The sequence below is a fragment of the Nesterenkonia aerolata genome (assembly GCF_031470965.1).
Taxonomy (GTDB): Bacteria; Actinomycetota; Actinomycetes; order Actinomycetales; family Micrococcaceae; genus Nesterenkonia; species Nesterenkonia aerolata.
The window spans coordinates 1-22,157 of the sequence record NZ_JAVKGR010000006.1 but is presented as its reverse complement, the minus strand read 5'-3'; the positions used below and the strand labels follow the sequence as shown (position 1 = coordinate 22,157).

The 22,157-nt window shown below is 63.5% G+C and carries 27 protein-coding genes, 2 pseudogenes and 1 riboswitch; of the genes and pseudogenes, 17 read left to right on the top strand and 12 right to left on the bottom strand.

The features are described from left to right. Nucleotides 1-25 precede the first annotated feature (25 nt). From RIL96_RS06665 to RIL96_RS06650, 4 genes are all read right to left on the bottom strand, one after another. Nucleotides 26-1,300: a glycosyltransferase gene (locus tag RIL96_RS06665; protein WP_310548232.1), complete on the bottom strand. Its 1,275-nt coding sequence runs from the start codon at nucleotides 1,298-1,300 to the stop codon at nucleotides 26-28. A 70-nt stretch (nucleotides 1,301-1,370) separates the two neighbouring features. After that, the gene (locus RIL96_RS06660) at nucleotides 1,371-1,781 is read right to left on the bottom strand and encodes an Rv3654c family TadE-like protein (RefSeq protein WP_310548231.1); all 411 of its coding nucleotides are present in this window, start codon (nucleotides 1,779-1,781) and stop codon (nucleotides 1,371-1,373) included. Continuing rightward, nucleotides 1,778-2,176: a TadE/TadG family type IV pilus assembly protein gene (locus RIL96_RS06655; protein ID WP_310548230.1), complete on the bottom strand. Its 399-nt coding sequence runs from the start codon at nucleotides 2,174-2,176 to the stop codon at nucleotides 1,778-1,780. The genes RIL96_RS06660 and RIL96_RS06655 overlap by 4 nt, the downstream gene beginning before the upstream one ends. A 5-nt stretch (nucleotides 2,177-2,181) precedes the next feature. After that, nucleotides 2,182-2,289 carry a DUF4244 domain-containing protein gene (locus tag RIL96_RS06650; RefSeq protein WP_310548229.1) on the bottom strand — a complete coding sequence of 36 codons (108 nt, stop codon included), beginning with the start codon at nucleotides 2,287-2,289 and terminating at the stop codon, nucleotides 2,182-2,184. A 283-nt stretch (nucleotides 2,290-2,572) separates the two neighbouring features. Here RIL96_RS06650 and RIL96_RS06645 point away from each other — a divergent pair, with 283 nt between their 5' ends. From RIL96_RS06645 to RIL96_RS06595, 11 genes and pseudogenes are all read left to right on the top strand, one after another. Then, on the top strand, nucleotides 2,573-2,923 hold the full coding sequence (locus tag RIL96_RS06645; RefSeq protein WP_310548228.1) for a DNA-binding protein: 351 nt from the start codon (nucleotides 2,573-2,575) through the stop codon (nucleotides 2,921-2,923). Between the two features lie 4 nt (nucleotides 2,924-2,927). Beyond that, a complete protein-coding gene (locus tag RIL96_RS06640; RefSeq protein ID WP_310548227.1) occupies nucleotides 2,928-4,850 on the top strand; it encodes a DNA primase family protein in 1,923 nt (640 codons plus the stop codon). After that, a complete protein-coding gene (locus tag RIL96_RS06635) occupies nucleotides 4,850-5,119 on the top strand; it encodes a hypothetical protein (protein WP_310548226.1) in 270 nt (89 codons plus the stop codon). Before RIL96_RS06640 ends, RIL96_RS06635 begins: the two co-directional genes overlap by 1 nt. 78 nt (nucleotides 5,120-5,197) lie before the next feature. After that, complete coding sequence (locus RIL96_RS06630) at nucleotides 5,198-6,499, top strand: hypothetical protein (protein WP_310548225.1); 1,302 nt, start codon at nucleotides 5,198-5,200, stop codon at nucleotides 6,497-6,499. 73 nt (nucleotides 6,500-6,572) lie between these two features. After that, on the top strand, nucleotides 6,573-6,926 hold the full coding sequence (locus tag RIL96_RS06625; RefSeq protein ID WP_310548224.1) for a hypothetical protein: 354 nt from the start codon (nucleotides 6,573-6,575) through the stop codon (nucleotides 6,924-6,926). A gap of 761 nt (nucleotides 6,927-7,687) precedes the next feature. Beyond that, entirely contained in the window at nucleotides 7,688-8,155 is a 468-nt protein-coding gene (locus RIL96_RS06620) for a hypothetical protein (RefSeq protein WP_310548223.1), read from the top strand. Then, a complete protein-coding gene (locus tag RIL96_RS06615; RefSeq protein ID WP_310548222.1) occupies nucleotides 8,155-10,320 on the top strand; it encodes a relaxase/mobilization nuclease domain-containing protein in 2,166 nt (721 codons plus the stop codon). The genes RIL96_RS06620 and RIL96_RS06615 overlap by 1 nt, the downstream gene beginning before the upstream one ends. Before the next feature lie 11 nt (nucleotides 10,321-10,331). Continuing rightward, on the top strand, nucleotides 10,332-10,556 hold the full coding sequence (locus tag RIL96_RS06610) for a hypothetical protein (RefSeq protein ID WP_310548221.1): 225 nt from the start codon (nucleotides 10,332-10,334) through the stop codon (nucleotides 10,554-10,556). A 160-nt stretch (nucleotides 10,557-10,716) separates the two neighbouring features. Next, a pseudogene (locus RIL96_RS06605) lies at nucleotides 10,717-11,649 on the top strand (ISL3 family transposase); the annotation flags it as partial. A gap of 475 nt (nucleotides 11,650-12,124) precedes the next feature. Then, nucleotides 12,125-12,217, top strand: a riboswitch (TPP riboswitch). 118 nt (nucleotides 12,218-12,335) lie between these two features. Then, complete coding sequence (locus tag RIL96_RS06600) at nucleotides 12,336-12,998, top strand: TenA family protein (protein WP_210050980.1); 663 nt, start codon at nucleotides 12,336-12,338, stop codon at nucleotides 12,996-12,998. Next, the gene (locus RIL96_RS06595) at nucleotides 12,995-13,645 is read left to right on the top strand and encodes a TenA family protein (RefSeq protein ID WP_210050970.1); all 651 of its coding nucleotides are present in this window, start codon (nucleotides 12,995-12,997) and stop codon (nucleotides 13,643-13,645) included. Before RIL96_RS06600 ends, RIL96_RS06595 begins: the two co-directional genes overlap by 4 nt. Before the next feature lie 15 nt (nucleotides 13,646-13,660). Here RIL96_RS06595 and thiD read toward each other — a convergent pair. After that, nucleotides 13,661-14,178: pseudogene (gene thiD / locus RIL96_RS13345) on the bottom strand (bifunctional hydroxymethylpyrimidine kinase/phosphomethylpyrimidine kinase). Nucleotides 14,179-14,342: 164 nt separating this feature from the next. Between thiD and RIL96_RS06585 the strand changes: the two are divergent. Continuing rightward, complete coding sequence (locus RIL96_RS06585) at nucleotides 14,343-14,816, top strand: hypothetical protein (protein ID WP_310548220.1); 474 nt, start codon at nucleotides 14,343-14,345, stop codon at nucleotides 14,814-14,816. 101 nt (nucleotides 14,817-14,917) lie between these two features. On the opposite strand, the gene RIL96_RS06580 is transcribed toward RIL96_RS06585, so the two are convergent. After that, nucleotides 14,918-15,793 (bottom strand): hypothetical protein, encoded by an 876-nt coding sequence (locus RIL96_RS06580; protein WP_310548219.1) that lies wholly within the window; start codon nucleotides 15,791-15,793, stop codon nucleotides 14,918-14,920. Between the two features lie 29 nt (nucleotides 15,794-15,822). Further along, complete coding sequence (locus tag RIL96_RS06575) at nucleotides 15,823-16,743, bottom strand: hypothetical protein (protein ID WP_310548218.1); 921 nt, start codon at nucleotides 16,741-16,743, stop codon at nucleotides 15,823-15,825. Between the two features lie 137 nt (nucleotides 16,744-16,880). Between RIL96_RS06575 and RIL96_RS06570 the strand changes: the two genes are divergently transcribed. Then, nucleotides 16,881-17,135 (top strand): helix-turn-helix domain-containing protein, encoded by a 255-nt coding sequence (locus RIL96_RS06570; protein ID WP_310548217.1) that lies wholly within the window; start codon nucleotides 16,881-16,883, stop codon nucleotides 17,133-17,135. On the opposite strand, the gene RIL96_RS06565 is transcribed toward RIL96_RS06570, so the two are convergent. The 3 genes from RIL96_RS06565 to RIL96_RS06555 all read right to left on the bottom strand — a co-directional run bounded on the left by RIL96_RS06565 (nucleotide 17,132) and on the right by RIL96_RS06555 (nucleotide 18,980). Beyond that, nucleotides 17,132-17,368, bottom strand: a complete 237-nt coding sequence (locus tag RIL96_RS06565) for a hypothetical protein (protein WP_310548216.1) — start codon at nucleotides 17,366-17,368, stop codon at nucleotides 17,132-17,134. The two genes, RIL96_RS06570 and RIL96_RS06565, sit on opposite strands and share 4 nt — an antisense overlap. A 71-nt stretch (nucleotides 17,369-17,439) precedes the next feature. Continuing rightward, nucleotides 17,440-18,756, bottom strand: coding sequence for a type IV secretory system conjugative DNA transfer family protein (locus tag RIL96_RS06560; protein WP_310548215.1), 1,317 nt, complete (start codon nucleotides 18,754-18,756; stop codon nucleotides 17,440-17,442). 5 nt (nucleotides 18,757-18,761) lie between these two features. Further along, nucleotides 18,762-18,980, bottom strand: coding sequence for a hypothetical protein (locus RIL96_RS06555; protein ID WP_310548214.1), 219 nt, complete (start codon nucleotides 18,978-18,980; stop codon nucleotides 18,762-18,764). A 90-nt stretch (nucleotides 18,981-19,070) separates the two neighbouring features. Here RIL96_RS06555 and RIL96_RS06550 point away from each other — a divergent pair, with 90 nt between their 5' ends. From RIL96_RS06550 to RIL96_RS06535, 4 genes are read left to right on the top strand one after another with little or no spacing between them, the layout of a single operon-like run. Then, nucleotides 19,071-19,226: a hypothetical protein gene (locus tag RIL96_RS06550; RefSeq protein WP_310548213.1), complete on the top strand. Its 156-nt coding sequence runs from the start codon at nucleotides 19,071-19,073 to the stop codon at nucleotides 19,224-19,226. Further along, nucleotides 19,223-20,065: a hypothetical protein gene (locus RIL96_RS06545; RefSeq protein WP_310548212.1), complete on the top strand. Its 843-nt coding sequence runs from the start codon at nucleotides 19,223-19,225 to the stop codon at nucleotides 20,063-20,065. The genes RIL96_RS06550 and RIL96_RS06545 overlap by 4 nt, the downstream gene beginning before the upstream one ends. Further along, nucleotides 20,058-20,597 carry a hypothetical protein gene (locus RIL96_RS06540; protein ID WP_310548211.1) on the top strand — a complete coding sequence of 180 codons (540 nt, stop codon included), beginning with the start codon at nucleotides 20,058-20,060 and terminating at the stop codon, nucleotides 20,595-20,597. Before RIL96_RS06545 ends, RIL96_RS06540 begins: the two co-directional genes overlap by 8 nt. Before the next feature lie 3 nt (nucleotides 20,598-20,600). Further along, nucleotides 20,601-21,269, top strand: a complete 669-nt coding sequence (locus tag RIL96_RS06535) for a hypothetical protein (RefSeq protein WP_310548210.1) — start codon at nucleotides 20,601-20,603, stop codon at nucleotides 21,267-21,269. Nucleotides 21,270-21,339: 70 nt separating this feature from the next. Here RIL96_RS06535 and RIL96_RS06530 read toward each other — a convergent pair whose 3' ends face one another. Both RIL96_RS06530 and RIL96_RS06525 read right to left on the bottom strand, forming a co-directional pair. Then, on the bottom strand, nucleotides 21,340-21,522 hold the full coding sequence (locus RIL96_RS06530; RefSeq protein WP_310548209.1) for a hypothetical protein: 183 nt from the start codon (nucleotides 21,520-21,522) through the stop codon (nucleotides 21,340-21,342). A 29-nt stretch (nucleotides 21,523-21,551) separates the two neighbouring features. Further along, nucleotides 21,552-22,004 (bottom strand): hypothetical protein, encoded by a 453-nt coding sequence (locus RIL96_RS06525; protein WP_310548208.1) that lies wholly within the window; start codon nucleotides 22,002-22,004, stop codon nucleotides 21,552-21,554. Between the last annotated feature and the right edge of the window lie 153 nt (nucleotides 22,005-22,157).

The following is a 22,157-nucleotide window of genomic DNA, read 5'->3' as shown; positions in this document are numbered from 1 at the left end:
CGCAGGTCGAGTCTCACACGGGGCTTCAGGTCCAGAGAGCTTGGATCTCCGTGGCGGCTGCACCGGGACCGTCGACGTCGCGGAGTGCTGTGGCCATCTCCGCGGCTCGCTCGCGCATCCGGTCGTCAGCGAGAGCCTCGGCGATGAGGGCGGGCCAATCTACCCGACGTGCGCTTCGAGGGCTGATCAGCCGTGCTGATCCATAGTCCACACAGCGCTGGATGTTGAACCGCTGCTCGGCCTGCACGGGGATCCCGAGGAACGGCCACCCCTGCACGCTGGAAGTCTGCACGGTGCCCTCCCCGCCGTGGGTTACTGCCAGATCCACGGCATGGCCCAAGCGGTCAGCCGGCAGCCACCCGGTGACGTGCACGTTCTTGGGCACCTCTCTGACGTCCTCGGGCTTCAGGTGCTGGGCCACCGGGGCGAGTATGTGGCACGGTGCCTCACCGAGGCCTCGCAGTAGGGTCAGCACGAGGTCCCGGCCGCCGGAGGAACCCATAGCGACGTACACCAGCGGCTCCGGTGCCGCGGCCAGCTCCCGGATCAGCCCCGGCACCTCGCCCGGAAGCGAGGCGAAGATCGGGCCGACCACACGGTAGGACTCCGGCAGCGACACCCCTTCCGGCAAGAGATGCTCCGGTGTCGTGATCAGGTTCAGATCCGCATCCAGGACGTGGAGCGCCGTCTTCGGCAGCCTCACCCCGTGGCCTCGCGCCACTTTCGGAAAAGAGCGGGGCACCAGCGGGATGCGCGGCATCACCCTACGCACCGTCCCGGCGACGACGGCGTCGGCAAGTCTCTCCGAACGGGTTCGCCGGGGCAGCAACCCCGTGCTGCGCATCCCGGTCACATGCGGCTCGGAATAGGCGAAGGGTTTCACATAGACCAAGGGGACTCCCTCGGCGCGAGCCGAGATCAGTTGGCTCATCGTCGTACCTATCACCACCGCAGAGGCACCCAGCCGACGTATCAGGTCCCGCTCAGCGGCCACCCGCTGGGCCAGCATCGTCTCGGTGAACGGGTGCCGCAGTCCACGCCCCTGATCCAGGGCCAGCAGCTGCTCCGCCTGGCTTTCGGTCAGCTCCGGCTCGAGCATGGTCAGCGTGAATCCGGCCTCGGTGATCACCGTGGCATACCGGTGGGCATAGCCCATGAAATGACACTGGACCCCCTCCGGCATCCGGCGTGCGACCTCGACGCTCCGTGTCACCTCTGCCAGGTTGAACGTCTCCGGGGCGAAAAGCACCGTGCGTCCCGACGGCCCGGCCGTTCCGGAGGCGAGCTGCGCGTCAGTCATGCTCGAAGCCTACGGTTGACGGCTCGGCATCTGAAGATCCCAGGCCGGCTCGTCGCCTTCATCATGCCCCTCACCGCGTAGCACTTGGTGGCCCGGCCCGCGAGACGGCACGGGCCGGCAGCTCAGGCCGAGGAATCCCCTCCGGGACGAAGGCGATGCGCTCGCCGACGTCCACACTGACCTCCACGGTAAGTTCTGTGTCATAGTCACCACCGGCGGTGCAGCTGAGCATCTCTGCTCCGCCACGGTGCGCTGTCTCCTCGGCCGCCTGGCAGGGGCTCCCCGGGGCCAGACCGCGCGCGACGTCGGCGGCCGCCAGCGCGGAGAGATCAGCGGTCCGTGCGGCCTGTGCGGCAGCGCCGTAGGCCGCACCCAGCACATGAACCAGCCCCAAGAGCAGGACCAGCACGGAGATCAGCCCCAGGGCTAGCACAGTCCCGGACCCGTGATCGTCGTCGAATATCCGCCGCACAGCCCTCACCGCCCTCCACTGGGCAGCACCCGCTCAGTACGGACCGCCGCCTCGGCGGATCGGGTCGCTGAGATTTCGACTATGCCCCACAGCCGCACCGGGCGGGTTCCGGAGACACGGACGTACTCGCCGTCGTCGGTGACGTTGAAGGATGCATCCCCCGAAAGCCCCCGCTGGGCGCTTTCTACCGCGTGCGCGGGATCCTCTCCGCGGACGATCTCCCGGGCGGCAGCCCGGACCCCCTCTTCCAAGGAGACCTGCCCCGCGGCGTGGACACCCAGCCCCAACACCAGCGCCAGCACCATCAGCACCGCCGGCAGCGCAAGCGCGAACTCTGCGCTGACGGAACCGTCCTCCCGTGCGGACCCGTGATGCGGGGCCGGGCATCCCACCTGATCGGACATGCTGATCAGGAGGCCGCGTTCAGGGCCGTCTCCACCAGTGAGGACAGCATCGACTGCACCTCACCGGAGGAGAGCACGGCCACCAGAAGACCCGCGAACCCCACGGCGGCCACCGTGTGTCATCTGTGACGGGTCTATTTAGTACCAGGTGTTGCCAGCGCTTGACATCCCGTGCTAAGCTGGTCGCACGTCATTTGGTGAACTACCAAGGGCGACCGAAACCGAATAATCGAGTGTTGTCACTAAAAGATGGCTGCGTCGGTCGGGAGAAACGCCCCGGCCACTGACCTGGAAGATGCAGGGCAGTAAACGGCGGTAAGTAGAACATATCTGGGTATCCGGCTGGCCCAGACGTAATCGGGTCTGCGAAGCACTCCTCTTCACGAGGAGACAGCTGTGTCCATTTCCGCCGACAACAACTGGTTGCTTCTGAGGGATGTCGCCGAATCCCGCACCTACGGAGCCTATTCGACGCTCCGCAACTACATCGACCAGGGTCGCGTCCGCGCCAAGAAGGTCGCCGGCCGGATCAAGGTCTACGAGCCGGATCTGAAGGCTCTCGAGGAGGCCAGGTCTCCGAAGTCTGAGAAGGCCTACGCCCGAGCTGAGAGCGCTATCCGGCGCGTGGTCGACTCTGCCCCTGCCCTGACTGACGAGCAGCGCGAGCGGCTGGCCGTACTGGTCCGCGGCGGCAGCGCCAACGCCTCCAAGGAGCTCGCCTCCGCCGGGGGTGATGCAGGTGCGTGAAGCAGTGGCAGCGAACGATGACAACCAGATCGATGACGACGACTTCAACTCCTTCGCCACGCGCCTGACCCCTCTGCACGAGGTCGGTTACCTGACCATCGAGAAGGCGATGGGCTCGGACGACTTCGCCGATGAGATGGCCGAGACTGCCAAGCTGGGCCGCAGCGTTCACAAGCAGGCAGGCCTCTACCTCTTTGACGAGGTCAACCGCGGGATCGCCAAGGAGAACGCCCGCCGGAACTCCCCGGCTATGAAAGAGAGCGCGCTGCTGGCCGCTGGCTGGGTGAAGGCACCCGGCGGCGGCTACCTGCCCTTCCGCGGAGCCGCTGGTGACCCCCTGCCGCTGGGTCAGGCGCTGAAGGCCGCCGGCGTGAAGATCAAGGAGCTGGCTCAGATCGACAAGCTCGACGAGGCCATGACGATCCAGATCCTCACCGAGCTGGAGACGATCATCAAGATCGACCACACCGGTCAGGGTCGTGCGGACAAGGCTGCACTGGCTGTCTACGAGCCCGAGACCGGGCTCTACAGGGCCGATGAAGTGGTGATCGAGAACCTGATCCAGCGGGTGAACCCATCCATCAACGGCAGGGAACTCGCCTCTGCGGTCAGCCGTCTGCGTGCCTCCGCGCCGCTGAAGGCGAAGACCCGGGTCGTCCGCTACATCCCGGTCAACAACGGAGTCTTCGACCACACCGAGCAGGAGCTCCTGGAGTTCTCGGCCGACTTCGTGTTCCTCAACAAGTGCCCCGTGGACTACGACCCCCATGCGGAGTCGCCGGTCATCATCCAGCCCGACGGCACCCGCTGGGAGTTCGACGAGTGGTTGGGTGAGTTGGCCACTGACATCGAGACCGGCGAGGAGCTGGAGGGTGTGCGCGAGCTGCTCTGGGAGGTGCTCTCGGCAGTGGTGCGCCCCGGCGTGCGGTTCAACAAGGCTGCCTTCCTGTTCAGCCGCAAGGGCAACAACGGCAAGGGAACCTTCTGCGATGTGGCGCGCTCCCTGAAGGGAGAGCGCGGGCACACTTCGATCCCGCTGAGCGAGTTTGAGAAGCCCTTCTCGCTGACTCCGCTCATGGAGGCCGATGCAGTGATCACCGACGAGAACCCGGTGGGTGCGTTCGCCCGTGACCTGTCGAAGTTCAAGACCGTGGTCACCGGCGATGTGTTCACCCTCGAACGCAAGCACAAGGACGGCTACGAGGCCCGCTTCGACGGAATGATGATCCAGTGCATCAACGATCTGCCGAAGACCAAGGACAAGTCTGAGTCCCTGGCTCGGCGTCAGCTGTTCATCCCGTTCAAGAACCACTTCGGCGGCGACGGGGTGGAGCGCAAGTACATCAAGTCCGACTACCTGCAGCGCCCCGATGTGCTGCGGTACGTGCTGCGCCGATGCCTGCAGATGACTCATACCGAGTTCTCGAACCCGCCGGCCTGCCGCGAGCTGATGGCCGAGGCACAGGAGGCGAACAATCACGTGGTGGCCTTCTTCAACGAGAAGCACGAGGAGTTCGCCTGGGAGCGGGTGCCGGTGATCTTCGCCTACGACGTCTTCAAGAAGTGGTACCGCGATACCAACCCCGGCGGTGAGCCCATGAGCCGGGCGACCTTCGCCCAGGAGCTGCTGGCGTGTGCGGACGGCCACCCGGAGTGGCGCCCGCTCAGCGGCAAGGTCCGTGTCACCCAGGACATGCAGCGCTACGAGCCGCTCATCCACCGTTTGGGACTGAGCAAGGACCCAGACGGCACATCGAGCCGATGGGGCTTCGCAGCAGGCAGCCACAGCGTGGCTCATCCGCAGCAGTACACCGGCGCTATCGAGCGAGTTGTCGCGCGGTACAGCGACGACGACACGAAGCCGGGTGCGGGTGCGGTGAAGCTTGCGGCGGCTGAGGCTCCGAGTGCAGAGGGGGTCTGGGACTGATGCGCCGATCCCCCGAAGCACAGGAGCTGCTGAACAGCTACATGCGCTGGACGGACGTGAAGAAGTTCGTCCTCGCCCTGGCACTGCACGCAGAGCCGGCGACGCCGGAGGAGGTCGAGAGCTTCCTCAAGGAGAAGGCGCCGCCTGAGGTCTTCGTCCTGCTGGCGGAGATGACGCTCGATCCTGCATCTCCGAACGATCCGATGGTGGCGCTGGTCGTGGGCCTGCTGCTGCAGAAGCGGCTGCCGCTCACTCCACCCACCACCTGAGATCCCCCGGATGACGTGGTCGGGTCCGAACGGGCCCGGCCACCGATGGGGGCAGCATCGATCTACGACAAGGAAGTGATGACTGTGGAGAACACGTTGAATGAGACCGCCGAGAGGATCTGTACGAGGGACACCGTCTGGGAGGACGCCTGCAGGGTGAGCCTGGAGCTGGCGAAGTGGCACCGCAACACATGCCAGGACTGCACCTCCAAGACTGTGAGTCGGGAGGGGCGCCGGATTCGCAGTGACATGGAGCCTGACCCTGAGGGTGGTCTGGACATGATTTCTCTGCGTGATGGGTTTGGTTGGAGGGCCCACGATTACTTCTCATTCTGTAAGTGGGTCTTGGGCCGAGACGAGCTTCACGAGTTCGACGCCGCCTTCCCGGAGCCGGGAACGCACCGGGACGGGGCGGCGGAAGATTGGGTCACCATTGAGAATGAGAAGTGGGCCATTCTTAGCCGGGCACAGTGCGAAGTTGCCATCTGCGACGAATCCGTGGAGGGGTGGCTCAACTTCCTCGTGGAGTCAGGGAAGGCGTGCCGCGCGCTCGACTTCGAATTTAAGTTCGTCGAGTGCGAGCGGCACGCTGAGGAGAGCCGTCGGCAGTTGGACGAGGAGGTCCGCAGGCGACCCTGCCCTCGCTGCGGGGCTCCCGGCTGCAGGCTCGACTGCAGGCCGAAGGCCTGGTGTTGGCGTGAGGGTGACGAAGAGCCGCGTGACCACTTCTATGAACGGGAGTGCGACGGGGAGTGTGATGGCCGCTTCTTCCCCGGGGAGTGTTACGGCTGTTTCGAGGACGGACTGTGCCCTACCTACGTCAGCCCCCTATGCGTTGAGGGCAACGTCCCCTCCCTGGAGGTGAAGGAGTATGAGGGGTGCCGCCGCTACACCGGGAGTGATGGTTCCACGATCACCTTCGGGGAGTGTGTGGGATGCTTCTACGACACGTGCGCTGCCTACCTCGCCCGTCGTCCGAAGTATGGACAAGGCTGCCTCTACGAGAGCGATTTCTACTACGAGCTGGTTCGCGTCGGAACCATCTGCTGCGGTCTCTGTCAGACCGCAGGGTGTGAGGGTGATTGCGACGAATCTTATGAAGCCGCCATTCTGGCGCGCGACATCAAGTTCCTGGATGCGCTGCGTGGGTGGGAGACCGAGGCCGATCGTTGGCGCAGGGCTTGCGATCCCGAATCTGACCCCAAATACGAAGCGTGGCGGCATCTCTCCCCCCGAGAGCTGACCGACAAGGTCATCGAGCTGGAGGAGAAGCGGAAGGCTCTGATCAAGCACCCAGACCCCGAGACTCAGCCGCCACTGCTGTCCGACGAGGAGATCCAGCGTCGGCTGGCCCCGTACTCCGCCCCCGCTCCGGCGTAGGAGCGACATCTAGACCCGGGCTCTGACATCAGAGCCACATCTCGTATCCCCATCGAAGAGAGAGGAGCCCACCGTGGCTGCGAAGTTCAACCCCAAGGCACGCGCAGAGGAGATCGCCCGTCAGCTCAAGGAGGCTGAGGAGGCCAAGGCCGCCTACGACGCCGCGATCGACAAGGCCGTGAAGGACGCCGGCCGGACTCGCGCAGAGTTCGTCGAGATGGCCTACGAGTACTTCGGCATCGAGCCGGTGAAGGTCGAGCGCCGGGACAAGGAGACCAAGGAGCCGCTGCGTGATGATGAGGGCAACATCGTGATGGTCTCCACCGACCGTGACGAGTCCAAGCGGATCGAGCAGCTGGCCGAGAAGTTCGAGGAGATGGTCAAGGTCTACGAGGCCAGCCTTCAGTCGAAGCCTCACGCCGCCTGAGGCGAAGCTCAGATCGAAGAGCCCCGTCGCGGATCGTGAAGATCCCGGCGGGGTTTCTTCGTGCTTGGGGGCGAAGCAGGATCTGTGCAAGATCCATACAAGATCACGACAGAGATTCGACAGGATCGCAGCACGACAGTCTGACGACAGGATCGCTGCAGAATTACGACAAGATCCGCGCACGATCCGTGCAGCGGCTTCGAGCGGCTACAGAGATACTGCAGGATCTCGACAACATCTCCGCAGAGATGCGACAGCGCTTCGAGCGTCTACAGGATTACTACAAGATCCATGCAGAATCTCGACAAAGTCGTGATCCTGCGGCCTCACCGGCCGAAACGACGCCGAACAGGCGGGGTTCGGGCGGTGCTGGAGCCCGCAAAGCGGGCGCCATTGCCCCATGCGATGCAGCACTGTAGCGCGCATAGCGGAAGGCCCACTGCACGCCGGAGCCCGAAGGGCGCAGGCGCTGCATGGGCCTGGAGCTGGGATTTATCCCCCGAGCCGGAGGAGGCCGAAGGCCTCCGAAGGCGGATGGACCAGCACCCGTACTCCGGCCGCAGGCCGGGGAGGCGAGCGAAGCGAGCCTTATATGTACTACGGGTGGAACTGGTCCTCGGGTTCGTTTCGCCCAGATTCTGTGCCAGGCGGCAGGGAATCTGGGCGAAACATCTGCTTGTTCAGCAGCGTGGTGACATAGTAAACTGGTAGAGACCAGTTAGACGATGCGCACGATGTGAACAAGCAGGAAGGAGGTTGCTATGGCGGCACAGGCTCAGCGGCGCAAGCCGACGAAGTATGGCCGGCATCGCAACCTCCGTCTTGGTGTCGACGAGGAGAACGCCGTGGCCGCGATGCGTGAAGCGCTGGCAGAGGTCCGCGGCGTGGCGTTCGACGATGTCGACTGGGCTGAAGCAGTGCGCATCCTGCTCGTGGAGAACGAGAAGGCTGCGCGCGTTATGGCCGGCCAGCCGGAAGCTCTGGCGACGGCTGGGGCGGCCTCAGTGGCTGTGCCGGATGAGGTGTGGGAGTCGCTGACCGACTGCCGCAACCGGACCAGCCACTCGCAGGGATCGCTCTACACCATCATGAAGAAGCTGAACTTCGGCGATGCTGTCACCAAGCAGCAGGTCGCTGAGGCTGCTCGTGACGTGAAGGAGTCCAAGGAAGCCATCCTCCGCATGGAGGAGCTCCTGATCGAGTTCGTCGAGTCTGAGCGGGCAGTCTGATGGCTACTGTCACCGCACAGTCGACTCGACGCTCGGGAGCCTCGGCCAACTACGCGGGCAAGGACGCCGTGGCCATCTCGGCGGTCAATGCCCCGTCGAACCCCATCATGTTCGAGAAGCGGCTCTCAGAGATCCGCGCCGCGCACGGAAAGGATGGCGTCCGACCGATGCACGTTCTCGACGAGGCCGGCAAGAAGGTCCGCGACGAGAACGGTGAGCCGGTGCTCGCCCGCGACGACCGCGGCCAGATCATGTACGAGTCGGAGTACGTGCAGGCATATCCGATTGTGCAGAGCTTCGGACTCGATGAGCTGGACCCGGATGATCCGGCGTCGTGGGACGAAGCTCAGCGACGTGGCCGGGCACTTGCCGAGAGGATCGGTGATGGCCGCCCCGCACTGATCGCCACCGAGGTCAACGGCCGGACCGGATGCGTTCACAACCACATCATCATCGGAGCGGTGCATCCTGAGACGGGAAGGTCGCTGCGCTCTGACGCTGTGACTCACTCCAGGCTGTCCATCACCCACGACAAGGTGCTGGAGGAGCTCGGCGTCGAGCAGCGTGAGGATATGCGCGAACTCACCCGCCAGGCTGAGGAGCGCATGGCCGAGGCTCGGCAGCAGGTCATCGACACCGCTGAGAAGGATCTGAGTCCGAACCAGCTGCGCAAGAGGATCGAGGCCGCGGAGAAGCAGGTGAAGCTCGAACGTACCGACGATGCGCCGACACCTCGGCAGAAGCAGCAGGACCGACTCCAGCGAGAGTTCGAGCGTTATCAGCTCAATGAGCAGACCCGAGATGCGGCAGCGGACATCGGAGCCCCGGGCCCGAAAGAGAGGTTCAGCGAGATTGAGCTGAAGGGTCGGGTGCGCGAGACGCTGGCCGATCAGCGTGCGACGGACTGGCAGCGGCTGGATCAGGTCGGGCGCGAACGCGGTGTGACGATCACGAAGTACACCAAGCGCTCTCACGACGTGAGCTTCGGGATGATGCTGGCCGACGAGGACGGCGTCATCCAGGAGCCGTCCAACGCTCATCGCCGCAAGGGTTCACGCCTGGGCGAGGGCTACAGAGTCGAAGACGTGGAGGCTGCCCTCGAGCGCAACCGCGAGCTGGCGAAGCCGGTGAGCGGGCCGGGTGCGGGGCACCAGCGGGCCATGCAGCGTATCGGCGAGGAGGCTCAGCGTGAGGCTGAGCAGATGCTCCAGCAGTGGGCCAAGGAGAGCAAACCGACGCCGACGCCAGCAGAGACTCCTGTGGTGGAGACGCCGGCCGAGCCTGCCATTGAGGAGTCTCCGACCCAGCGAGCAGAGCGCGAACGACGGGAGCTGCGAGAGGCAGCCGCTGAGGCTGCCGAGCGTGAGGCCAAGGACCTCGAAGAGTTCCGCGCCCAGCAGGCCGAGTGGGACCGAGAGAGCCGGCAGTGGTTCGACAGCCTCATGGCGAAGGCGCCGAAGGAGCCGGAGACTCCCGAGGTTGAGACGCCGCAGGTCCCGCAGGCTGAGGCTGAAGAGCCTCGCGTGGATGCTGTCGAGGCGGAGCGGCCTCAGGCCGGGGACAGCAAGTGGTCCAAGCTCAAGGAGCGCGACAACGAGCGCACGGCACCGGAGCCGGTCGAGCAGGCTGTGGCCCCCATGCCCCGGGAGCCCGGCCAGGAGGAGGGTCTCCGCGCTCTCAAGGGCGGGGATCTCAGGGACCGTGAGGTGCTGGCTGTGGCTACCGAGCTCGAGGATGGCTCAGCGAACGTCGACTACCAGCTGCGTCACGACGATCCGGTTGCGAAGGATCAGCGCGGTCTGCATCTGATCGCCAAGGACGGCAAGGCCGTTCGGGCGAAGCTCTCAGCGGAGAAGTACCAGAAGCTGCAACGGCTGGCCGGGGACAACCGCACTGAGGCCGAAGGTAAGCAGGTCTACGCCCTGCAGGCGGATCTGCGGCCACGCGATGCTGGCTACGTCCCCAGCTACGACAGTGCGAAGGCATCCGAGCACAAGGTCGGTGCCGACGTGCTGGGCAAGCAGCGTGCGGCCGAGGATCGGGCTCGTGAGCAGAGCCCCGAGCGCAGCAGGGAGGCGTATCAGCAGGCTCGCCAGAGGCTGGTCGCCAAGGAGTCCTCACTGCAGAAGAGCTCCGAGCGTGAGTCTCGTGGGCTGGAGAGGTGATGAGCATGGCGATGAGTGCCGAGACGAAGCGCCGGCTGTACGTGAAGCACGGGATCGGCCCGGGGAAGGAGGAGATCCAAGCCAGGCCGAAGACCGATGCGGATCGGATCAGGGAGCTGGAGCGCGAGGTGGAGAGCCTCAAGCGACTGGTTCATGGCGAGCACCGGATCAGGGCCGGCAAGCGCAGACCGTTTGGAGATAACTGGCTCTTCGTAATTGAGGGTGTGGATCAGTGATTCCAGGACACGGCGTGGCGCTGCCCGGATAGACGTCGAGGTCTTCCGATGATGGAAGTTCTCGCACACTCCATCCGAAAGACCTCGACGTGTCCAAGCCTACTTTCTCATCTCCTGACCTCACGACATTCTGCCGACTCGACTCCCTCGACCTCAATTACGAAGAGCCCGCAAACTCGGCGTGTCCTGGCACACCGCGAACTCCGCGATCCTCGCGCAGGGACATCGACTGCTGATCGACGACCCGACCCGGTTCGACGGGGTCAGCGTCATTGGTGTCGACGAACACGTCTGGCGGCACACCAGGCACGGTGACAAGTACGTCACCGTCATCATCGACCTCACTCCCATCAGCCAGAAAGCAGGCCCGGCACGCCTGCTCGACATGGTGCCCGGACGGTCGAAACAGGTGTTCAAGCAATGGTTGAAAGCCCGACCGAAAGACTGGCGTGATGGCATCGACGTCGTCGCGATGGACGGATTCTCCGGCTTCAAAACAGCCTCCGTTGAGGAACTGCCCGAGGCTGTCGAAGTCATGGACCCGTTCCACGTCGTCAAACTCGCCGGTGATGCCCTCGACGAGGTACGCCGCCGCATTCAGCAGGAGACCACCGGGCATCGCGGACGAGCAACAGACCCGTTGTATCGGGCGCGCAGGACTCTGCACACCGGTGCTGATCTGCTCACGGCCAAACAGCAGGAGAGGATCGTAAGCCTCTTCGCCGACGCCAACTTCACCGCCGTCGAAGTCACCTGGGCCGTCTATCAAGACATTGTGAGCGCCTACCGAACCAACGACGGCAACGAGGGCACAAAGCTCTTACAATCAGTCATCGACGATCTGACGACGAATCTGCCGACAGGACTGGTCGAGCTCAAACGGTTAGGACGGACTCTGAAGCGTCGAGCTGCTGATATCCTGGCGTTCTTCACCCGACCGGGAACGTCGAACGGGCCTACTGAAGCGATCAATGGCAGGCTCGAACATCTACGCGGGTCAGCGCTGGGGTTCCGCAACCTCACGCACTACATCGCGAGATGTCTGCTCGAGTCCGGTGGCTTCAGACCAGTTCTACACTCTCAATTACGATGAGCCGGTTTAGTGCTACTCCGTCATGTTGAGTACGTCGATCGGTACGGTGTCTTGGGGATGGAATAAGTCGAGATCGACAGTCACCAAAACACCCGGATCGTCACGGCACCAGCGTGAGCATCAGATACGCAACAGGCTTGGTGACCTGCGGGTGATCAGATTCGAGGAGAACACGTTCGGTAAGGCTTGCGTGTTCCGTGCGGACCATATATAGCACGGTCATCGCCCTGCGGGCGCCCCCATTGTCGACGCTACCGGTCTGTCCCACAGGAGACGGTGGCCTTCCACGCACATGCCACTGGCGATCCGACGTCCCCATCCCACGGTTTTGCTCGCACCCGGTGATCGCACCCAGGAACACGTGCGAGATTGTCTCGTGCTCCGAGGAGGGCTGACATACTGCGGGAGTATGTCGCTGCGGGTTTCTGTTAAGCTCGTGGCACTCTAGACGTTGGCTAGCACCTTCGATACAGTGTTCAACGACACGGGGTGCCCGAGAATGGGCTGAGATTACACCCGAGAACCTGATCGAATTAGCATTCGCGAAGGGATGTCAGTGCTCTGATGGGTCACATCTTTCGGCTCCGGTGGAGTGGGTGAACGCCAGGCCTCATTCTTGTCGCACGACCGTGTTCTGATCTCTTCTAGTCGCTTCTACACAACGTCGGAAAGGACGAGAGGACACTATGAGCCAACGATTCAGTCAAGAACTTCTCGAGACCAACCGGGAGACCTGGGAGCAAGCCATTAACCACCGGTTTGTGACCGAGCTTTTTGAAGGCTCTGTTGATGATGAGGTCATGGCCGGGTATCTGGACCAAGACTACCGCTTTTTTGAAGCCTTCTTGCAACTGCTTGGTGCCGCTATTACCACCGCAGATCGCCTCGAAGCACGGTTGCGCTACGCCAGTTTCGCTGGGGAGATGGCTAACAGCGAGGACACCTACTTCCAGCGGGCCTTCGAGGCTTTGGGTGTGAGCGATGAGCTCCGCGCTGCTACTCCGGACACCCCGAGTGCAGCCGGATTCTGCGATCTGATGCGAGAGGCTGCCGCGTCTCAAAACTACAGTGCCGTTGTGGCGGTCTTGATGGTCACCGAATGTCTCTACCGGGACTGGGCGGCCAAAGCCCCGCAGAACCGGCCCGAAAGCTTTATCTATCACGAGTGGATCACCCTGCACGATAACGCCGATTTCCTGGACTTTGCGACGTTTCTGGAACAAGAGGCGGACCGCTCTGGGGCCCAGGATGCCCAGACTGCTCACGACTACTTCCGTCGGGCGGTGGAGCTAGAACTCGCTTTCTTTAATGACACCTACACATACCCGCTGAACGGAATTCACGCATGACCTTGTTCCACGACCTTAAAGAGGCCAATCTTGAGGTATGGCAGTCCTATACCCGCCACGAATTTATCCGCAAACTCGCTGATGAGTCCCTGGAATTGGCAGCGTTCCAGCGCTATTTGATTCAGGACTACCACTTTTTGATTCACTTTGCCCGAGCCTACGGTCTAGCCGTGTACAAACAGACCACCTTGGAAGGTATTCAGCACTCCATGGACGGGCTCAAGAATATTGTCTGGGAGACCGGGTTACATACCTCGATGACCGCTGAATGGGGTATTAGCCCAGAGGAGCTCAACGCCACGCCCGAGGATCTGGGCACGGTGGCATACACCCGCTATGTGATTGACACCGCGGTGACTGGCACCCTGCTTGATTTGTACGTGTCGCTGTCTCCGTGCCTGATTGGATACGCCGAGATTGGCGCCGAAATCGCCCACGTATTGGAAGATAATCCAGACCACCCATATCGGCAATGGATCGAAACATATATCGACCCGCAGTTCGTTAAGGCCTCGGAAGAAGAAATCAAGAACCTCGACACGCTTGCCGGTGAGGGGCCGTTGTCTGAACAACGCTTTGCCGAGCTGTCACGGATCTTTGCCACGGCCTCGCGTCTCGAGGCAGAGTTCTGGCAACAAGCGCTGTGAACAACACTGTGACGCTTAGGCTCGCATGGCCATGTGATGGACAGGTCCGTGTCCGGTCTGCGGAGCGTAGGAGAGTTCCCATTCTGCTCCAGCGGCCAGGGCACGGGTCAAGTCGGTCTGCCCTTGACCAATGGCTGAAGACAGCGTGCACCCGGTGCCGTGGGTATTGCGGGTCGTGACGCGGGGAACCTTCAAGGAGTGCGCCGCACCGTCAATGACCACGACGTCGGTGATTTCTGGATCGTTATGGTCCAAGTGTCCGCCTTTGACTATGACCGCTCGTGGCCCGTGCTGGGCAAGAGCATGGGCTTGCCGGGCCATGTGCTCGAGTGTTTCGGCAGGTGATTCACCATGTCCAGAGCGGCATCATCGTCGGAGAGCGTGTCACCGCTGGTGGCCACCAGCACCGGGTCCAGCACGATCACACCAAACCTTGTGTGAGGCTCGGCAATGATTTTCGCGGTGGCTTCCACCGTTGCGGCAGAGCCGAGCATCCCAATTTTGGTGGCATCAACCGGAAGATCATCGAGCACCGAGGCGATCTGGGTCCGGAGGCCCTCCTGATCTGATCGCGTTCAGTTGTGGTGGCGGTGACGGGATAAGAGCCCTAGCGGCCAGATAACTGCTCATGCCACGGGTGTGACCCGGGGTGGTGAGCCCAGCAATCAGCAGCCGATACATGGATAGGTGATCGACAGTGGCACAGACCGAAACCCCGCTTCAGCAGCGGATGCGCCAGCAGCAGGGCGATGCGGAGTTCTCTCGCAACGTGAAGTCTCAGGCCGAGCAGCACCGGCTGATGGAGCAGCTCAACGAGCAGCAGCGTCAGCAGGAGCGCGACCAGGAGCGCCAGCTCCAGGAACAGGAGCAGGAAGCTGCCCAGCGCGAGGCCGCGGAGCAGGAGCGGCTGGCCCAGGAGGCCCGCGAGGAGCAGCAGCGTGAGCAGGAGATCGCAGAGCGCGAGGCTGCCGAGATGGACGCTCGTGAGACTGAGCAGGCCGAGCGGGACTCCCGGGAGGCCTCAGAGCGTGAGGAGCAGGAGCAGTCTCTGGAGCGCGAGGAGCAGTCCCAGCAGCAGGAGCAGGAGCGTCAGCCCTCCTCCCGCGAACTGTTCGCCAAGCAGGCCGAGCGTTCGCGCCAGGTCTCGCAGAGCCGAGGCATCGGCCGGTGAGCGGCAGATCCTCCTCGAATGAGAAAACCCCCGGAGATCTGGTCTCCGGGGGTTACTCGTGTGCGGTGAGGATCACTCCTCGAAGAAGTCGTTCGAAGCGGTCATGGACGGATGCTCACGGCGATGTTGGTGGTCTCTGCGTCGATCTCGTCGTGGTCCTCGGCGAAGCTCTCGAGGTGATCCTCAGCCTCCCAGGCGAGGTCGAGACGGTCGCTGCTGGAAATGCCGAGGTCATCGGAGTACAAGGTGAACTGGACTCGGTTGTCAGCTTCTCGGTATTCAGTCTCGATGTCGTCAGCGGTGATGCTGTAGCCCTGGTCGCCGAAGAAGCTCACCAGCTCCTCAACTCCCTCTCCTTCCAGCAGCTGAGCGTCCGCAACGGAGTCTTCTTCGTCCCGGACCTCCTGCTGCTGGTCGAGCCACTGCTGGTGACCCTCATCGTCCATGGGGAAGCTGTGGCTGTCAGGAGCGCCAGTGGCAAGATGATCTTCGTACACAGCGAGTCCAGCCTCAGCAAGCTCCTCCTCATCGAAGTGCTCGTCGTAGACGTGGTAGGCGAGGTCTCGGGCGAGGTCCTCATCAGGAAGCTCGCCGCTGCTGTCGACGGCGTAGATGTGGAGGCCAGCGATGGGGCCGTCAGCTTCAACATCCCGCAGTGTCTCTACGCCGATCGTGTCCAGGGTCTCGGGCTCTGTGCCAAGCCGCTCGTGCTCGGTGACGAGCTCCATATCCGCGTCGTTGTCCTCGATCCAGGTCTCGACGGTGTCGCGGATGTCCTCTTCGAGCTCAGCGTGTTTCTCGTCCTCTTCGGAGCCCTCCTCTTCAGCCTCCTCCTCGGTGCCGTTCTCTTCCGTCTCCTCGGCTTGGTTCTCCGGCTCCTGGGCCTCGGTCTCCTGGTCCCCGTTGTCATCGCCGCAGGCAGTCAGTGCCAGCAGTGCTGCCAGGGACAGGCCGGTGATGGTCTTGGTGGTCTTCATGGGTTTAGTTCCTCTCGGTTCGGCTCGAGTCAGCGAGCGACCCAGTTACCGTTGGAGTCGTACTCCCAGCCGTCCACGCCGGGGGCGTAGAGGGTGATGTTGCCCTCGGAGTCGATGCTGGCCTCAACCTGGGCGAAGGTGTTCTCGCCGGTGGTGAAGCTCATGCGGGTCCAGCTGTCAGGAGCGTTGCTGGCAGCTTCGTCGTAGAGCTGCTGGTAGCCCTCGACGACCTCGCCGTCGTCGTCTAGGGCATCATCGGGTGCGTTGATGGCATCCTCGATGGTCATGTCCTCGACTTCAACGGTGGGGAAGCGCAGGGTGATGACTCCGTCGCAGTCGAGGTTGTAGGTGAAGGTGCTGTAGTCCTCGGAGAATCGTTCCTCATTAAGGGCATCCTTGGACTCACGACCCAGCAACATGGAGTAGGTCTCGACCTCGGGGCGCTGCTGCAGGTAGAGGCCCTCGTTCTTCCCCTCAAGCTCGGCCAGAGTCTGGATGTCCCAACCACTATCCTTGTGAGCGAGAGCGGAGCCGGTGGTCCCGGAGAAGTTCGCAGCCATGAAGCCGGTGCTGGCGATGCGGCTGTCCTCCGGCTGATCGGGAACGTTCTCGGAGTAGACGTGGGTGGCCTCCATGGCGCACTTGCCCGGCTCGTCGCGCTCTGCGGCTCGCAGGGTCACAGAGTCCAGAGTCCGGCTCTCCGCGTACTCCGGGTCGCTCTCCAGCAGCTCGTCGGGGACCTGGATGGTCACCTCGTCGTAGGGACCGTGGTTGGACTCGGTCATGGGGGCTTCGAAGTCGAAGACTTCGGCGGCGGTCTCTTCGCTGTCGTCTGTGTTGTCCTCGCTGCCGTTGCTGGTGTCGTTGTCGCCGTCGCCGCAGGCGGTCAGCGCCAGCAGTGCGGCTAGGGACAGGCCGGTGATGGCTTTGGGCGTGTAGTTCATAGTCATGGGCGCTCGCTCCTCCGCTGTAGTTACGTCTTGTATTCGGCTATCAGCAGTCCCGCTATACCAGGACCTGTATACCAGGCCGTACATAAAGGGTGTTGTTCTACAGGCCCGCTCCTGAATATTGATACGTGAACGAAATGTGGACCCGAGACCAGGCTGTGCGCCTCGGCAAGGTGGTCACGCGCCTGCGCCTGGACCGGAACCTCACCCAGGAGAAGCTGGCCCACGCGGCTGGAATGACCAAGAACCAGGTTCAGTTGATCGAGGCTGGTCGTGCCTCTGGTCGCAAGGGTGAGGCCGGCGCGGCCAACCCCCGCCTCTCCACGCTGGCCGGTCTGGCTGAAGCCCTGGGGGTCACAGTCTCCGAGCTGCTGGCTGAGGCCGGGCTCTAGGTTGGGGTCTGAGACAGACTCATCATCGCCAGAGCCTGTCGGCTGAGCATCAGAGCCTCCTGAGCTCGCTGGTTGGTGAGATGCCAGCTGCGCCGAGCCGCACGCAGGTGCTGCGGCACCGGGCCGACCAGGGGTGCGGTGGCGTGTAGGCGGGCCAGCCCGCTCTGCAGTGCGACAAGATCAGGCTGAATACGGTCCATGGCTTCAGAGACAGTGTCCCGGGCGTCTTCCACGTGAGCCTCCCTTCTAGAGAACAACTCTTCGCAGAACACACCCGAGGCGCCGCCTCCGGCGGCTTCGACAACTACGCAAGCTCCCAGATGCCCGGAAGCTCCACCTCGATTCCCTTCTGTCCGTAGAGCAGCAGCCGGCCCACGGTGACATCGCGGGGCAGCAGGTCTGTGGGGTGAGTCCTGGGGGCTCGCTCGTAGGAGGCGGATTTGCGCTGATCGGCCCCGATGGAATCCCGGAGCACGTCTTCTTCGCCGTCCCACCATGCAGCAGCCTCCAGCAGCTCCTTCTCGGGAGCACCGCGGAGGATCAGATGGGCCGGGAAGACCTCACGCAGGACTTCGGCGCCCTTCTCACCCCAGCGCAGCTTCATCTGCCGGGTGCTCTGCACGGCGATCATGCAGGCGATGCCGAGGCCGCGGGCCTCCGTTACATAGGTCGGCAGCTTCGGTAGATAGCAGGTGTTGACCGCCTCATCGACGGCCAGCAGCACGCGGTCCAGGCCGCGTTCAATCCCCTTGCGCCAGTGCCGGATGATCGTCTCCACCGCTCCGACTGCCGCTCCTGCGGCCACGCCGTCGGCCGGTGCCACCACAGCCAGTGTGGGTTCACCGGGGCCTTCGAGCATGGAGGGGCTGAACGGGATCACGTCCTGACCCTTGCCGGTGACGTTGTTGAGCAGCCACGGGGTGAAGCCGGCCTTCATCGTCGCGGTCAGCGAGTCCTTCAGCTTCGCGTCCATCCCGGCCACGGCCAGCAGATCAGGTGCGTGGCTGGAGGTGTTCTGGATCAGGTCCAGTGCCGCGGGCCACGACGGAGAGTTGTCGCCCTCCTCCGCCTCAGCCTTGGCAGCGGCGCGGACAGCCCACGAGATCCCCTCGCCGGAGGCCTTGCCGGCCAACAGCAGTGCGGCCATCGGCTGGGCGGCGAGGGTCTGCCAGAACGCGTCATTGCCGCCGCCGACATCACCCGAGTCGCTGGCTCCGAGCGCCCCGACCTTCATCAACAGAGAAGCCATGGCCAGGGCGTCGTCGTCACCCTCGATCAGGGCGCAGGGGTCGGAGACCACCATCTGGTAGTCCACTCCCTGCAGCCACTCGAAGCTCGGATCGAGCTCACCAGCAAGGTCCATGATGTAGACCGGGCCGCGTTTGTGGATGCCCTTCTCCACCAGCAGCTTGGCCAGGTCAGTCTTGGAAGAGACCACCACACGCGGCCCGCGCCAGAGCAGCGCTCCGACCGAGAGCACCCGGGCGGATTTGCCGGAGCCGGTCGGGCCCGAGATCAAGATGTGGGGTGCGGTGGTTGCCGGCTTGCCGGTGCCGGGTGTGCACCCTCCGTAGGGGGTCTGCTGGGTCCATTCCTTCGGGGAGTCAGTCTTCTTCTTCACGGCGATCAGCTCCTCCTGTAGCGGGACTTCTCGGCCTCGATGTCCTCGGCGATGCGATCCCGGAAGGCTTGGTCCTGCTCGAGCAGGTCCAGACCTGCGGCGATGAGCACGCGGGCGAATGGGCCATGCCCGATCTCATAGGTGAGAGCCGTAGCTCGCAGGCGCTGTCGAGACTCGGGCTCCATCGAGATGATCTGGCGGGCACCCAGGTTGTCGGGCCTCATATACCTCTCCTTACTGACTAGTAGATCGTTAGTCTCTAGTGTAGTAGAATACTAGACAACAAGTGAACTGCTATTAGAGAGGTGAGGCCGATGAACGGCGGGATGTGGAAGCTGATCGGAATGCTGGTCGTCTTCGGCACGGTGTTCGTGGCCGGGATCATGCTCGGCGGCTCCTGGGGAACGTCCATGGCTGAGGACGAGTGCGACTGCGAGCAGGTCGAGGAGTCCGAAGAGGGCGCAGGATGAGGCAGCGCTGGCAGCTTGAGCGCGGCAAGTGGCTGCGCACCAACGACTTCGCCTGGACGCTGAGCGATCAGCGTCAGGCCAACAAGCTGCTGCGCCGGGCCGCGGCCCTGGAGCGCAAGGAGTCGGGCTCGGCTGAGTCCTCCTTCCAGAAGGCAGAGATCCAGTGGTTCCCGGTGCGGTTCGTCGCCCACGGTGAGGATGCCAAGGAGAAGCTCGCACGCATCGCCACCCTGGTGTTCCTGGTGGCTCCGGTGCTGGTGCTGCTGGCCGGCCCGGCGATCCTGCTGAGCAAGCTCATCTACGCGGTGCTGTGGCTGGGTGCTCCGAAGATCGGCCCCTGGGCGCTGTGGAGCTGGAAGCAGGTGGCCTGGCAGTGGTTGGGCGCAGCGGCTGTGGTCGGCGTCGGCGGCTACCTGCTGATGGGACTGTTCGGCCTGCGTCAGCAGTGGCTGTATCTGGAGCCGAGGTTCCCGCTGGTGTTCATCGACTATTGGGCGCTGGCGCCGCAGTACATCTGGCTCCAGCTCACGCTGGCGCTGGCGCTGATGACCTGGGTCATCCGATGCACCGGCTGGCCCGGGGTGAAGTGGCCGAACCGAGGCGGGAAGAGGCCCGGGATGCCGGAGGCACCCACCACCGCGAAGTTCGAGGTCCCTCAGGCGCCGAAGCCTGTGGCTCGCGTGGAGGATCCCGACGACGAGGACTACGACGAGCTCGTCACCGAGGACGACACAGACCCGGAGCCGGTGAATACGGCTCATGAAGCAAGTGATGGCACACCGAAGCTGGTCGCTCCGCAGGCCAGCGAGGACTGGAAGAAGGAGGCCAGCGATGGCTGAGGAGCACAAGACTGAGGCGCGTGAGCACATCGACGTGCATGTGAACACCCGGATGGACTCGGGCCCGGACAACCACCTCTGGACGGTGATCGGCACCCTGCTGGCCTGCGGGGCACTGGGGATGCTCGGCTGGGCGATCTCCGAGTCGGGCTACCGGGAGCTGGCGGCGACGGGCCTGACGATGTTCGCCTTCCAGCTGATCTCGATGATGTTCAAGGTCGGGTTGATCCGAATCCCGGACCAGGCCACCGGCAACTTCAAGGAGACCTCCGGGTTCATCAAGACCGCAATCCGGGAGTTCTACGAGTGGCAGGCCCGCTCCCCGGTCTGGAGGCTGGCTGCTCTGGCGCTGGCCTTCACCCTGGGCTTCCTCATCGTGCGCTGGGGCATCTCCACGGCCCTGGGGATCTTCTCCAACGTCTGGATCGCCGGGGCGGCAGCAGCGTTCCTGGCCTCGCTGATCGTGGCCCCGCGGTTGTGGGGCAACATCACCCGCAACCTGAAGAACGTCACCTCGAAGAAGGAGGCCTGAACTATGGGCACCAAGCGGATCACAGCAGCAGTGCTGGTGGCAGGCCTGGGCCTGACCGCCTGCGCCTACGACGGCGGCGAGGAGACCGAAGAGACCGCAGCTCCAGCACCCGAAGAGACTGAGGGCGGATCTCCTGAGAGTGAGACCCCCAGCTCTGACGAGCAGGAAGAGGAGTCCTCGAGCGAGGAGGAAGAGATCGACCCCGAAGACGAAGAGGAGAGCCTGCAGGCGGAGCTGGAGGCTGGCCTCCTCGAAGAGGCTGTCGAGGCATTCGTCCCCGAGGAGGGCGACACCTACGCGCAGAGCTGGCTAATGATCACCCCGCGCGTGAGCCTGTGGACGGTGGTCGAGGACGAGCACGGCAACCCGGTGGAGATCGATGTCACGAAGTACAACTGCACCGGCGAAGCGATCGTCGAGGGCGCTGGCGAACTCGAGCACGTGGAGGAGAATATCTATCGCGCACATTGGGAGGACGACAGCGACGCGCGGTTCGAGGGCGAGGGCAACCCCCGGCGAGAGGGTATCACACCCTCCTCGCGGATGACCCTCGATGAGGAGGTGCTGTCGTTCGGAGGCGGATCGGAGTTCGATCAGAGCGCTGACATCGAGGCTGAGATCGAGGATCACATCTTCCAGTGCAGGCTCATCGGCGAGATGGTGCTGCCGTGAGGAGCTGGATCAGAAAAAAGAATACCCCCGCCTCAGATCTGAGGCGGGGGTATTCTTTTTCTGTGCGGGCTTAGCGACGGTTGATCTCGGCTTCGCGGCGCATGGCCGCATCTTCGTAGTGAGCCTCGGCGCCATAGCGGCGTTCGGCCTCGGCCATGTCTGCCTTGGCCTGCCGGTAGCGAACCTCATCCATACCCCAGGCACGGGCTTCGGAGAGTTCTTCCTCGGTCAGCGGTTCGTCGTGCTCGGCCATGCTGTTGCTCCTTGATCTGGAACGTAGACCTACAGTCCAGTGCCAGCCTTCACTGCGGCGGCGAAGACAGCAGTCAGCGTTCCCTCGGTGACATTCTTGGCGGAGGCCTTGATCTGCTCAAGCGCAGATTTCTTTGAGGAGCCCTCCGGGGCTTCCTCGATCTGCTGGTCCAAGGCCTCAAGGAAGGCCCCGGCCGCAGCGTTCTCGCTCGGCCATACTCCAGCGGCTCGCAGACCCTTCGGGGTCACGCCTTTGACGATCCAGTCGATGGCTCCGGCGCCGGCCGCTGAGATGTCGTTGGCGACCAGGTGCTCTTGTGAGAGTTTGCCGATGGTGCGGTTTACCTCGTCCCGCTCTAGGCCGGATGCCTCGACAATCTCATCCAGCGTCGTCGGAGAGCCGGGGTTCTTGGACTCGAGGAGCGAGACGGTAGCTTCAAGTACGGGAACCTCGATGGTCTCCCAGGTGGACGTGAGCGCCATGGTGACGACCTCTCTGTGCTGCGTGTCAACGGACGCTTTCAGCGTAGGCGCGACCTCTGACATGACACCGTGACAGGGTCAGTCTGATTCCTGCTTTAGCGGCCATTCGCGGTTGAGTGTGGAGGTGTCGTGAGTCAAGGGGCTCGCGCCCTT